This window comes from Micromonospora sp. Mcm103, from assembly GCF_024519755.1.
GTDB classification, from domain to species: domain Bacteria; phylum Actinomycetota; class Actinomycetes; order Mycobacteriales; family Micromonosporaceae; genus Micromonospora; species Micromonospora aurantiaca.
In genome coordinates this window covers 66901-78664 of sequence record NZ_JALJRJ010000012.1, presented here as the reverse complement: position 1 = coordinate 78664, position 11764 = coordinate 66901, and the positions used below count along the sequence as shown (strand labels likewise).

At 73.4% G+C, this 11764-nt stretch carries 10 protein-coding genes; 2 read left to right on the top strand and 8 right to left on the bottom strand.

Features of this window, described 5'->3' with window-relative positions; translation table 11 throughout:
* Positions 1-85: 85 nt before the first annotated feature.
* Complete coding sequence (locus OC439_RS16745; protein WP_262014224.1) at positions 86-1129, bottom strand: hypothetical protein; 1044 nt, start codon at positions 1127-1129, stop codon at positions 86-88.
* Positions 1130-1192: 63 nt separating this feature from the next.
* Between OC439_RS16745 and OC439_RS16740 the strand changes: the two genes are divergently transcribed.
* The gene (locus tag OC439_RS16740; RefSeq protein ID WP_262014223.1) at positions 1193-1774 is read left to right on the top strand and encodes a TetR/AcrR family transcriptional regulator; all 582 of its coding nucleotides are present in this window, start codon (positions 1193-1195) and stop codon (positions 1772-1774) included.
* 9 nt (positions 1775-1783) lie between these two features.
* Here OC439_RS16740 and OC439_RS16735 read toward each other — a convergent pair whose 3' ends face one another.
* Together OC439_RS16735 and OC439_RS16730 are read right to left on the bottom strand one after the other, a co-directional pair.
* Positions 1784-1933, bottom strand: coding sequence for a hypothetical protein (locus OC439_RS16735; protein WP_262014222.1), 150 nt, complete (start codon positions 1931-1933; stop codon positions 1784-1786).
* Positions 1909-2301, bottom strand: a complete 393-nt coding sequence (locus tag OC439_RS16730; protein WP_262014221.1) for a DedA family protein — start codon at positions 2299-2301, stop codon at positions 1909-1911. Before OC439_RS16730 ends, OC439_RS16735 begins: the two co-directional genes overlap by 25 nt.
* A 122-nt stretch (positions 2302-2423) precedes the next feature.
* Here OC439_RS16730 and OC439_RS16725 point away from each other — a divergent pair, with 122 nt between their 5' ends.
* Positions 2424-4763: a lysylphosphatidylglycerol synthase domain-containing protein gene (locus OC439_RS16725; RefSeq protein WP_262014220.1), complete on the top strand. Its 2340-nt coding sequence runs from the start codon at positions 2424-2426 to the stop codon at positions 4761-4763.
* A gap of 53 nt (positions 4764-4816) precedes the next feature.
* Here OC439_RS16725 and OC439_RS16720 read toward each other — a convergent pair whose 3' ends face one another.
* From OC439_RS16720 to OC439_RS16700, 5 genes are all read right to left on the bottom strand, one after another.
* A complete protein-coding gene (locus OC439_RS16720) occupies positions 4817-7054 on the bottom strand; it encodes a hypothetical protein (protein WP_262014219.1) in 2238 nt (745 codons plus the stop codon).
* Between the two features lie 236 nt (positions 7055-7290).
* Positions 7291-8739, bottom strand: coding sequence for a family 43 glycosylhydrolase (locus OC439_RS16715; RefSeq protein ID WP_262014218.1), 1449 nt, complete (start codon positions 8737-8739; stop codon positions 7291-7293).
* A gap of 54 nt (positions 8740-8793) precedes the next feature.
* Positions 8794-10263: a family 43 glycosylhydrolase gene (locus OC439_RS16710; protein ID WP_262014217.1), complete on the bottom strand. Its 1470-nt coding sequence runs from the start codon at positions 10261-10263 to the stop codon at positions 8794-8796.
* Between the two features lie 166 nt (positions 10264-10429).
* Positions 10430-10885 carry an OsmC family protein gene (locus tag OC439_RS16705; RefSeq protein WP_262014216.1) on the bottom strand — a complete coding sequence of 152 codons (456 nt, stop codon included), beginning with the start codon at positions 10883-10885 and terminating at the stop codon, positions 10430-10432.
* A 9-nt stretch (positions 10886-10894) separates the two neighbouring features.
* Positions 10895-11692 carry a TIGR02452 family protein gene (locus tag OC439_RS16700; protein WP_262014215.1) on the bottom strand — a complete coding sequence of 266 codons (798 nt, stop codon included), beginning with the start codon at positions 11690-11692 and terminating at the stop codon, positions 10895-10897.
* Positions 11693-11764: the final 72 nt, after the last annotated feature.

Sequence of the window (11764 nt, the reverse complement as noted above, 5' to 3'; positions counted from 1 at the left end):
GGCAAGGGTCCGAAGCGTGGAAGCTGCTCGCATCGTTTCTCCTGGTGGTCGTCGTCGTGGCGGCGCTCGCCGCCGGCGTGCAGTCCTACCTTGCCCGCCCGCCGCGATCGCCACCACCGAATTCGGTCCGGCTCAGCGCACGGGCGCGGCCGTATTCGGCCAGGGCGTGGAAGGCGGCCTTGGGCGTCCACGAGCCGTCCGGCAGCACGCGCACGATCCCCCGTGACGCCAGGTCGTAGTCGTGCGCGGGGTCGCCGGTGGTCGGCAGGTGCCGGTTCGCGAACGTGTACACGAACGCCGCCTCCGCCCCGCCGGCCTCGTAGTCGCGCAGCAGGTCGACGAGGTAGCGTGCCTGGCCTTCCTCGTCGCGCTCCAGTTCCGCGGTGAGCTTCGCCGCACGGCCGTGCTCGTCGTAGGCCACCGGTTCGGTCGCGCCCGCGACGTCGGCCGCGCCACGGTACGTGCAGCAGCCGAACTCGGTCGCCGCGTACGGCTTGCCCTGCCCCACGGCCGCCGCCAGGGACTGCGGGAACGCCGCGGAGTTGGTCGCGTCGCGGTAGCCGGCGTCGCTGGCGATGATGTCGAAGGCCGTCCAGTCGACGTCCTCGAGCGGGATCGAGGCGTACCCGACGGGGCCGCCGAAGCGCTCCCGCACCGCGGGTACCGCTTCGGCGAGGAAGTCGCGCACCGCGGCCCGCGCGGCCGGGACCGCCTCCCGCATCCGCATCGGGTCGGTGAACACCGCCATCCGCTCGGTCAGGTCACGGCCGGGCAGGAAACCGTCGGTGAACAGGGAGATCTCGGAACCGGTGAGGTAGACGACCGGGGTGCCGTCACGCCGCAGCCGCTCGGCCCGCTCGGCGCCGTCGAGCAGGAACGCCATGAGGCCGTCGCGGTCCAGGCCGTTGGTGAACGGGCAGTACCACACCTCGAGCCCCGCCTCGGCCGCCAGCCGTGCGGTCAGCTCCAGCCGATCCTGCACGCCGCCGGTGACGCGGACCGCGTCGCACCGCAGCTCGTCGCGGATGACACGCAGGTCGCTGCGCACGACGTCGGGGTCGAACGGCTCGTGGGTGGTGGACCCGGCGCTGACGAAGCCGGTGTCGTAGTTCATGCCGAAGACGCGCATCGATGACTCCACTCTTAGGGTACGCGCCGTACCCTATAAGGTACGGCGCGTACCCTGCAAGGCATGAGCAGGAGGCGGCGGGGCGAGGAACTGGAACAGGCGATCCTGCGGGCCGCGGCGGAGGAACTGCGCGAGTCCGGATACGCGGGGATGACGATGGACCGGGTGGCCGCCCGCGCCGGGACCAACAAGAACGCGATCTACCGCCGATGGCCGCACCGGGCGGCGCTGGGCGTCGCGGCGTACCGCCACCTGACCGACGCGGCCATGCCGAACCCGGACACGGGCACGCTGCGCGGTGACGCGCTCGAGATGCTCCGGCTCGCGAACGAGACGTGGTCGTCGCCGCACGGGGCCGTCCTGCGCGGCCTGCTCGCCGCCGCGGCCGACGACCCGGAGCTGCTCACCCTCATGCGCGAACGGTCCGGCGCCGACACCATGGACCGTGCGTGGATCGGGATGCTGGAACGGGCCGCGGCCCGGGGCGAGGCGCCGGCGGCAGCAGTCCGTCACCGGGTGGCGACGGTACCGATGATGCTGCTGCGCGCCGAGTACGCGATGCGCGGCGTCCCCTCCGTCCCCGACGAGGTACTGGTCGAGATCGTGGACGAGGTGTTCCTGCCCCTGGTACGCGGTCACGACTGACGCCACCGTTCAGCGCTGCGCCGCGCGGCGCCGGATCCGCCAGACCCGCAGCGCCACGGCCGTCGCCCACACCAGCCCGCCGGCCAGGTTCGCCCGGAGGAACACCGGCCACCGCATCCCACCGGTGCCGGCGATCAGGGGGACCACGGCGCGCAGCACCGCCACCCATCGTCCGATGAGCACCGCCCACCCCCCCCTCGGCGGGCGACCAGGCGGCGGGCCCGCGCGATGTCGAGGCGCCGGCGCAGCACCCGTGGAGCGCGGGCGAGCACACCCGGGCCGTACCGGCGGCCGAGGGCGTACCCGGCCTGGTCGCCGAGGCAGGCCCCGGCCGCCCCGGCGGCCACCACCGCCCACAGCGGCAGCGCGCCACCGTGGGCCACCAGCCCGCCGATCAGGATCGCTGTCTCACCCGGTACGACGAGCCCGAGCAGCGTCGAGGACTCCAGCGCCGGCAGGACGAACACCAGCGTCAGGACGAGGACCGGCGGCAGCCCGACGAGCGTCTGCACCACCGTGTCCACCACCAGCTGATTGTCGCCCCCGACGGGTTGACCGGTGGCGAACCGGAGCATCCGCCGGGGCGGCGATCCGTAGGGTTCGGGTCGACAGCAGGCATCTGCGCCGACTGAGGGGCGGCCGAGGACCGGTGGCAGCGCGTACGCATCGCCCGTCGCCCGCCCTGCTGGTCAGCCTGGCCGCCTCGACCGGTCTGCTGACAGCGCTCAGCGCGGCCGTCCGGAGCCGCCGGGTGCCGCCCTGGGAACGGGACCTGTTCGCCCTCCTCAACCACCTTCCCGCCGGGCTGACTCCGGTCCTGGTCCTGGTCATGCAGCTCGGCTCCTACCCGGCGGTGTTCGTCGCCGCCACCGCAGCCGTCCTGGCCCGCCGGATCGGCACGGCGTGGAGCCTGCTGCTGGCCGGGAACCTGGCGTACTGGCTCGCGGTCGCCGCCAAGGCCGCGGTCGCCCGGCAGCGGCCGGTGGCGTTGCTCACCGATGTGGTCCTGCGGGAGACGATCAGCGGCCGGTACGGATACCCGTCGGGACACGTCGCGGTCGCCACCGCTTTGGCGCTCGTCGCGGCGCGGGCCGGGGGCACCCGGTGGCGCCGGGCGGCCTGGGCGGCGATCGCCCTGGTCGCCGTGGCCCGGATCCACGTCGGGGCGCACCTGCCGGTCGACGTGGTCGGCGGGTTCCTCGTCGGCTGGCTCGCGGTCTGCGTGACCCGGCTCGTGGTCGGCGAGGTCGGGCCGCAGCGGTCGGTGCCCGCCCTGCGGGCGGCGCTGCGGCGGCGCGGGATCGACGTGGCAGGGCTGACGCCGATCCACGGTGACGCCCGGGGTTCGCAGCCGTGGCGGGCGGTCACCACCGGCGGGCGGCGGTTGTTCGTCAAGGTGACCGGCGGCGAGCAACGCGACGCGGACTGGGCCTACAAGCTCTACCGCAGGGCGCGGTACCGGCATGTGGCCGACGCGCCTCCGTATCTGAGCGCCCGCCAGCAGAGCGAACACGAAACCTGCATGACCCTGTTGGCCGAGCGCGCCGGCGTGCGGGTCCCGGCGGTCGTCACGACCGCCGCCGTGTCCGGCGGCGACGCCGTCCTGGTGCAGGAGTTCATCGACGCCGCCCCGCTGCACGCCGTCGTCGGACCGGTCCCGCCCGCCGCCGTACGCGACGCGTGGAACCAGGTGGCTCGCCTGCACCGGGCCGGCATCGCACACCGCGACCTGCGCGCCGCTAACGTGCTCGTCGGCCGGGACCACGTCCACCTGGTGGATTTGGGCTTCGCCACCGACGACGCCCCGGCCGACCAGCGGGCCCGCGACGTCGTCGAGCTGATGGTCGCCCTGTCCACGCGGGTGGACCCCGCCGCTGTGGTCGCCGCCGCGGTCGACCGTCTGGGCGCCGCGGCGGTCGCGGACAGCGTGCCGTTCCTGCAACCCGCGGTGCTGTCCCGCGCCGGCCGCAGCGCCCTGCGCGGCCGTCCCGGCATGCTCGACAGCCTCCGCCAGGAGATCGTGCGGCGCTGCCCCGAACGCGACCGCCGGGCGGCGAAGGTGGTCCGGTTCAACCGCCGCACCGTCCTGGAGCTGCTGATCCTGGGGCTGATCGTGCACCTGCTGCTCCCGCAGCTCGGCGAGATACGCACGGCGGCGCGGCTCATCCTGCACGCCGATCCGCTCGCGGTCGCCGCGACGCTGCTCGGCTCCGCCCTGACCTACCTGCTCAGCGGCGTCGTGCTCCGGCTCGCCGCGGCCAAGCGGATCCCGCTGGGCGAGGCCACCCTGGTGCAGGTGGCCGCGTCGTTCGCCAACCGGCTGGCTCCCGGCAGCCTCGGCGGCGCCGCGCTCAGCCTGCGGTACCTGCACCAGAGGGAACTCACCACCGCCGACGCGGCCACCGCCGTCGGCGTCTCCCGCGCCGCCGGTGCGGTGTCGGTCGTGCTGCTCCTGCCGGTGCTGCTGCCGTTCGCCCGCCGGCCCGCCCGCATCCTCACCCATGACGCGACCAGAGCGATACCGCTGCTGCTGGGCGCCCTGGCCGTGCTGCTCGTCCTGGCGGCCGTCCTCGCCGCGCCACGGCTCCGACGGCGCGGACGCGACGCGGCCGGCCAGGTCGTCACCGCCCTGCGCGCCCTGACCCGTCAGCACGGCCTGTGGTGGCTGGTCGTCGCGTCCACGGCGCTCACCCTCACCTACGGCCTCTGTCTCTACCTCGCGCTCCTGGCCACCGGCCCGCTCCCCCTCGCGCACCTGCCCCCGGTGATCCTGGTCTGCCTCGTCGGCGAGGGCGTCTCGTCCGCCGCGCCCACCCCCGGCGGGCTCGGCGCCACCGAGGCCGCGCTCGTGTCCGGGCTGCTGCTCTACGGAGTGCCACTGGACGCCGCCGTCGCGGGCACCCTGATATACCGTCTCGCGACGTTCTGGCTCCCGGTACCGCCGGGGTATCTGGCCTTCCGCCTCCTGACCCGCCGCCGGCTGCTGTGAGCGCCGGCGACCGCCGGTCGTCGCGGTGGCCGGCACCGGTACGCGGGGCGGCCTCAGCCGGGGGCGTCGGCCCGGATGTCGTCGACGAGTTCCCGCACGGCCTCCCGGTACTCCGGCTCGGTGTGGTAGTGCCAGTGGCGTTCGACGGGCGGCGGCACGGTGTCCGGCGCCTCCACGACGACGCTGCGGGGGTCCCGCAGCCGGACGTCGACCGCCCCGGCGGCCGGGGGCAGGTGGGCCCGCAGACCCGGGTCGGCGAAGATCGGACCGCCGATCGGATCGGTGTCGCGCCACAGGTTGCGCCAGCGCCAGCCGATCCGGTCGCCGACGTCGCGCAGCGCCTGCTCACCGAGATACGCCGGGTAGAGGCGGGCGTAGATGCGGTGCAGCGGACTGCCGTGGGTCAGCAACGCGACGTGGGGCAGTGCCTCCGGCGGCAGTTGCAGGACGGTGGCGGCGGCCAGGACGGAGCCGTGGCTGTGTCCGGAGATCACCACCGGGCCCTGCGCGGCGAGCGCGGTGACCCGCCGGGCCAGCTCCGGTACGGCGCGGGCGGCGTAGCACGGCGGCGCGAACGGGTGCACCGTACGCGGCCAGAACGTGCCCAGGTCCCACAGCACGCCGACGAGCCGGCGGGTCTCCGGCGACCGGTACGCCCGGTAGCCCAGGATCAGCAGCCCGATGACGAGCAGACTGATGACCCAGATGCCGACGTCCGTCACGTACGCGGTCAGCACGGCGAGCGTGTCGTGCCGGCGGCCGAGGCGGGCGACGAGCTGGGTGGGGCCGATCCCGATCAGGTCGAGCGCGACGGTGGCGAGCCCGACCGACGAGATCACGAAGAACGCCACGAATGTCGGCCCGAGTTCGTCGGTCACGAAGGACCGGGCGATCGTCGAGCGGACCGCGTCGAGTCGTGGCGTCGCCTCGGCGGGCGCGTCGGGATAGTCGCGCTCGACCACGTGTCGCGCGTACGCCCGCCGACGGTGCCGGGCCACCGGCAGGGTGACGGCGATGGCCGCGCTGACGACCAGCAGAGCGGCGAGCCCGGCCAGCGCCGCCCACCAGTACCCGACGGGTGGTTCCAGCGGTCCCAGGGCGGGCGGGTTGTTCCGGATCGGGTCGGGGATGCGGCCCCGGTCGAGCTGGTCCGCCGTCCGGAACACGAGCGTGGCCGTGTAGGCGGAGGCGACGGTGACCGACATGGCGGCTACCAGCGGTGTGCCGAGCCCGCGGAGCAGGGCGCGGGAACCGGCCGGCTGGGCATGCCGGCGCGCGAGCGTCACCGCGGCGATCAGGACCAGCAGCAGCCCCTGCGCCGCGACCAGACCGGCGACGGCGCCCTCGTAGCCGGGCATCTGCCCGGCCGGCACGGGAACCTCCCGCCGGGACATGGCGTATCCCAGGCTCGACACGGTGGCGACCGCGACCAGGATCCAGACCGCGCGGCGCAACGGTCCGGCCCACCCGGCGGGGACGGTCACTGTCAGCAGCACGGCGCAGAGGGCCACGAGCCCGGCGGCGAGGCCGAGCAGCCCGACGGCGACGGCGCTCCACCGGCCGTGCGACACCGCGACGACGAGGCTGACGCCGACGGTGCCGGCGCCGAGACCGGCGTGGATCTGGCGCAGCCACGAGGTCATCCGCTCGTCGTGCCAGACGCCGGGGGCGGCGAGACTCCCGGTCGCCTCCAGGAACCGCCCGCGCGGCGGGGCCGATCCGAAGCCCTCGAAAGCGGCGGCCGACCGCTTCCCGACGGCCCAGAACACCCGCAGCGCCAGCAGCGGGACCAGTGCCAGCACGGCCAGGCGCGGGCCGATCGGCAACGCCACCAGCCACGACAGGTACGGTCTCCCCTCCCGGCACTCGGCGTACGGGACGCACTGCCAGCCGGTCAGGTTCATGGTGACCCCGACCAGCGCCAGCGTGAACGCCACGGTCAGCGATCCGGCGAGCAGGCGGCACAGCCCGCCGAGCAGGCCGTAGCGGTCCACCGGGGTGGAACGCATCCACACCGCCAGGTTGCTCAGCATGAACGGCAGCAGCACCAGCATCGACGCCGTACGCACCGCCACCCCGGCGGTCAGGGTCCCCCAGCGGTACGCCTCCACCACCACCCCGGCTGTCGCGCCGCCGGCCGGGCCGAGCCCTTCCCGGACCCGGTAGAACCCGGCGTGCCCGTCGCCGGCCACGCGTACCACGATGGGATGGTCGACGATCGTCTCCGCCGACGCGCCGGACACCCCGTGGATGCGCAGCTCGACGCCTCTGTCGCCGCCGGGTATCTCCACGATCGAAGCGTCACAAAGACGGCCCGTCCCGCGCTGCCGAACGCGGAACACCGCGGACCTCACGCCCTGCGGGCAGTCCCGCCGAACAGCCGCATGTCGATCTGCGCGAGCGTCAGGTCGTTGACCTCTCCCAGACCTCCAGTGCCCTGCCGGAGTGCGTGTTGATCAGCCGGATGTGGCCGCCGTCCGAGTAGCGCACCTGGAACTGCTGGTTGGCGGCAGCGGTTGTCGGGCGTTCACTCCAGGTGGAAGGTGGCCGCGGCCCGGTCCGCGTCGGTGGCCACCGTTTCGAGCTGGAGCAGGCCGTCCCGGTGGCGGACGTACCGGCCGGGGTAGTTCTGCGATTCGAGGGAGAGCCCGTCGGCCGCGGCCAGGCCGGCGCGGCGTTGGAAGCTCGCGTCGTTGTCGAACAGGGCCGAGCCGTCGTCGCGTTCGACGTAGAGCGCGAAGGCCCGGTGCCGCAGGTAGTAGCCGGGGAAGTTCGTCGACTCCAGCGACACCGATCCGGCGCCGGCCAGGCCGGGGACGATGCGGAACTGCGAGTCGGCGAGGTTCGTGACGTTCGGTTCGACGCGGGCCCGGTAGTCGTAGTGCCGGACGTAGCTCGCGGTGAGGTCGTGCGGGCGCAACCGGACCGGGGTGGCCCCGTCGGGTACCGGGATGCCGAGGTTCGGGGTGCCGTCGGCGTTCCAGTACAGCTTCTGGATCCGGGTCCGCCGGTTCGGGTCGTTGAGCGGATCACCGCTGATGTCCCGGTAGTTGCGGTCGTGGTAGACCAGGATGTCGCTCTGCCCGTCCTCGGAGACGGTGAACGAGTTGTGGCCGGGGCCGTACTGGCCGGTGGCGGCGTTGCTGGTGAACACCGGGGTCGGGCTCTTGGCCCAGGAGGCGGGGTCGAGCAGGTTCGCGCCGGCCGACGCGGTGAGCATGCCGAGGCAGTAGTTCGCGTCGGTGGCGCTGGCCGAGTACGTGAGGAAGACCCGGCCGTTGCGCTGGATCACCGTCGGCCCTTCGGCGACGCGGTAACCGCGGGTCTCCCAGTCGTACGTGGGCACGACCAGCCGGGCCACCGGGCCGGTGATCTGCCACGGTTCGGCGCCCATCCGGGCGAGGTAGACGTTGGAGTTGGTGGCGATGCCCGGTTCCTGCTGGGCCCAGGTCAGGTACCGCACCCCGTTCACCACGAACGTCGAGGCGTCCAGGCTGAACGTGTCCCACGGCGTGGTGATCCGGCCGCGTTCGGTCCACGAGCCGGTCAGCGGGTTCGCGTTCGCGTTCTCCAGCACGTACATCCGGATCCGCCACACGTCGTCGGTCCGCCCGGCGGCGAAGTAGACGTACCACTTGCCATTGATGAAGTGGATCTCCGGGGCCCAGATGTGGGCGCCCATCTCGCCGCTGGTGTGCCGGCGCCAGATCGTCGTCTCGGCGGCGGTGGCGAGCCCTTGCAGCGTGGTGGCCCGCCGGAGCACGATCCGGTCGTACTGCGGCACCGTCGCGGTCATGTAGTAGTAGCCGTCGGTGTGCCGGACGATGTGCGGGTCGGCCCGCTGGCCGACAAGCGGGTTGGTGTAGCTCACCGCGGGCGCGGCCTGCGCGGGGCCGGGCACGGCAAGGCCGGCCGAGGTGGTGAGCAGCGCGAGCGCCGCGGCCAGGACCGGGCGGAGAAGGTGCCGAGGCGACATACGCGCCCTCCCAGGTCGGCGAGTTCGTCGGTCCGTGCCGGGGCGCCGGCCGGATCAGTACACGTAGGGCCAGGCAGCGGCGTCGTAGCCGATGCGGTTGACGCCGAGCAGCGACGCGCCGTCGTCGGCGTAGTAGTGGTAGAAGAGGACGTCGCCGTCGGTGTCGGCGAGGACCGCCTGGTGGCCGGGGCCGTGCACGCCGCCGTGCGAGGCGAGGATCTGCGTGCCGCCGCCGGCGCGCATGTCCCGGCCGGTGCGGTCCACGAACGGCCCGGTGGGGCTCGCCGAACGACCGACCATGATCCGGTACGTGCTGGCGGCGCCCTGGCAGCATCTGTCGAACGAGACGTACAGGTAGTACCAGGCGCCGCGCTTGACCAGGACGGGCGCCTCGATGCCGGGGCCGTAGTCCGCGAGCGCGTACACGGTGGTGCCGAGCCGGCGTCCGGTGGCCGGGTCGATCGGGATCATCTTGATGCCGGACCAGAACGAGCCGAAGGTGAGCCACCAGCGGCCCTGGTCGTCGACGGTGAGGTTCGGGTCGATGGCGTTGAAGTCGTCGGTGGTCCGCGACTCGACGACCAGCCCTTCGTTGGTCCAGCTCCCGGCATTGCCGGTGGTGCTGGTCGCGAGGAAGATCGCCGAGCGGTTGGAACCGAACGTCGACGCCGAGTAGTACAGGTGGTAACGCCCGTTGCGGTACGACAGGTCCGGCGCCCACAGGTTGCGCGCTCCCCCGGTGTACGTGGTGGTCCACGGCGCGCCACCGGGGAAGACGGCGCCCGCGTTGCGGAAGGCGATCCGGTCGGCGGAGGTCTTCAGCGCGATGCCGTCACCGGTGTGCGCGACGAGGTAGGTGCCGTCGGGTCGCTTGACCACCGTCGGATCGTGGACCCCGATGTCCCCGGTCACCCGGCCGGGCTGCGGGTAGGCCGGTGCCGGGCTGGTCGGTGCCGGGGTCGTGGGCGCCGGTGTGGTGGGCGTGCCGCCGCCCAGCCGGATCAGCTGCCACTGCTGGTTGGCGCCGTCCAGATCGGTGTAGCCGGCCAGCCGCCCACCGTCGGCGTTGGACCACTGCCACACGTCGACGACCTTGCCCCACTGCCGGTTCACGAACCGCACGAACCCGCCCGCGGAATCCTGCAACCGGAACTGCTGGGTGGCCGACGACCGGTCGGTGCTCTGCACGAGCTGGGTGCCGTCGCCGCCGCTCGGCAACTCCAGCACCTTCCCGCTGTGCCGGGACCGCACCTTGTAGAACCCGCCGCCGGCGTCCACGAACTGCCACTGCTGCACGGCGAGGTCGTTGCGCGTCCACTGGTTCACCGGGGCGTTCTCCGCCGTCGACCAGTCGTACAGGTCCATCGCCTTGCCGCTGTGCCGGTTCACGACGACGTACGACGCGGACGTGTCCACGGTCGCCGCCGACGCCGGGGGCGTCCCGGCCACCACCCCCGCGGCGAGGACGGCCGCCGCCGCGACCACGACCGCGGCCGTACGCGTCGTCCGAGCGGTCCCTGTCACCGAAACCTCCTGAGCTCGGCCGCCGCCGGCCGACTGCGGCGGCTCGCCTCGCACGTGACGCTCATGGCAACGGCATTACCGCCGGGTTACGGCAATGTTCTCGTTAACATAGACGAGTGTCAAGGTGACGGGGGCATCGACGCCCTTGGGCGGGCGACTCCGGCCGCTACCGCGGTTCGGTCGAGCCCGGGTCGGCAGTCGCGTCGGCGATGGAGACGGGAGTGCCCAGCTCCACAGTGCGGGACACGGTGCAGAGCCGGTCGTGCGACTGCCGCAGCGAGCGGGGCAGCACCTCACGGGCCCGGTCACCGTCCGCGCCGTCCGGGAACGTCACCGCGAACGTGACGGTGAGGTTCTCCATCCGGTTCCCGGCCTCCGGGTCGCGGATCTTGTCGCCGCTCACCGTGACGGCGAACCGGGTCGGTTCGGCGCGACGGCTCGTCACGTGGTCGACGTCCACAGCGGTGCAGCCGCCGAGGGCCGCCAGCAGCAGCTCCACGGGCGTGAAGGTCGCGTCCTCCCCCGTACCCATCGACAGCTCGCCGCCACGGGCGTTGCGCGCCACGTATCTGCCCACGCTGGTGCGCTCGATCTCCACCGACCGGAAGGTGTCGTCGCTCATGCGACGAACCTACCGAAAGCGTTCCGCGAACGTGCGGTACACCGGTGTGCCCGGCAGCCCGTCACGCACGGCGAACACCACGAGGTCGAACCGGCCGACCGCCAGGAGCGCGTCGGCGAACGCGCCGGCCACCGTCGCCGGGTCGTTCCGGAACACCCCGCAACCCCACGCGCCCAGCACCACCGTGCGATGCCCGTGCGCGGCAGCGACCTCCAGCACGTGGCGGGCCCGCCGGGCCAGCACCGCCGGCACGTCCGCGGCGTGCTCCGGCTGGTTGCGCACGATCGCGCCCAGGTTCGGCGCCGCCGCGGTCAGGAAGGACGTGGCGTACGGCCGGTCGAGCAGGTTTCCCTTGTCGTCGCGGAACACCGGCACGCCCGGGGAGTAGACGACCCGGTCGCTGTACCGCAGGTCCCGCTGCCCCCTGTGGAAGGCGTAGAAGTCGGGCGCCGCGAGCAGACACGGGTACAGCGCGGACGAGCGGGCGATGCTCTCCTCCTGCGCCTTCGCGCCGCCCAGGAACCCGCCGCCCGGGTTCTTCGCCGACGCGAACACCAGACACGCCGCGCCGGGCCCGAGCCGGCGGGCCGCCTGCAATGTCGACTCGTGCGTCACCTCCACATCGCCGGCGCCGGACTTCGCGCCGTCGAGGTGCAGGACCTCGTCCGGCAGGTGCTCACGGGTGCCGTCGACCGCGGCGCGTACCGCCGCGTCGATCGCGATGTCCTCGCCGGCATCGTTGCGGTAGCGTCCCGCTTCGGCGATCGCGACCGTCTGCCGGGCGGTCTCGCGGAGGCGACTGCTCATCCGGCACACCCGTCGATGTCGTACATGATCGGCAATCTAGGCATCCCTCAGCGCGCCGGGCAACCGATTAGC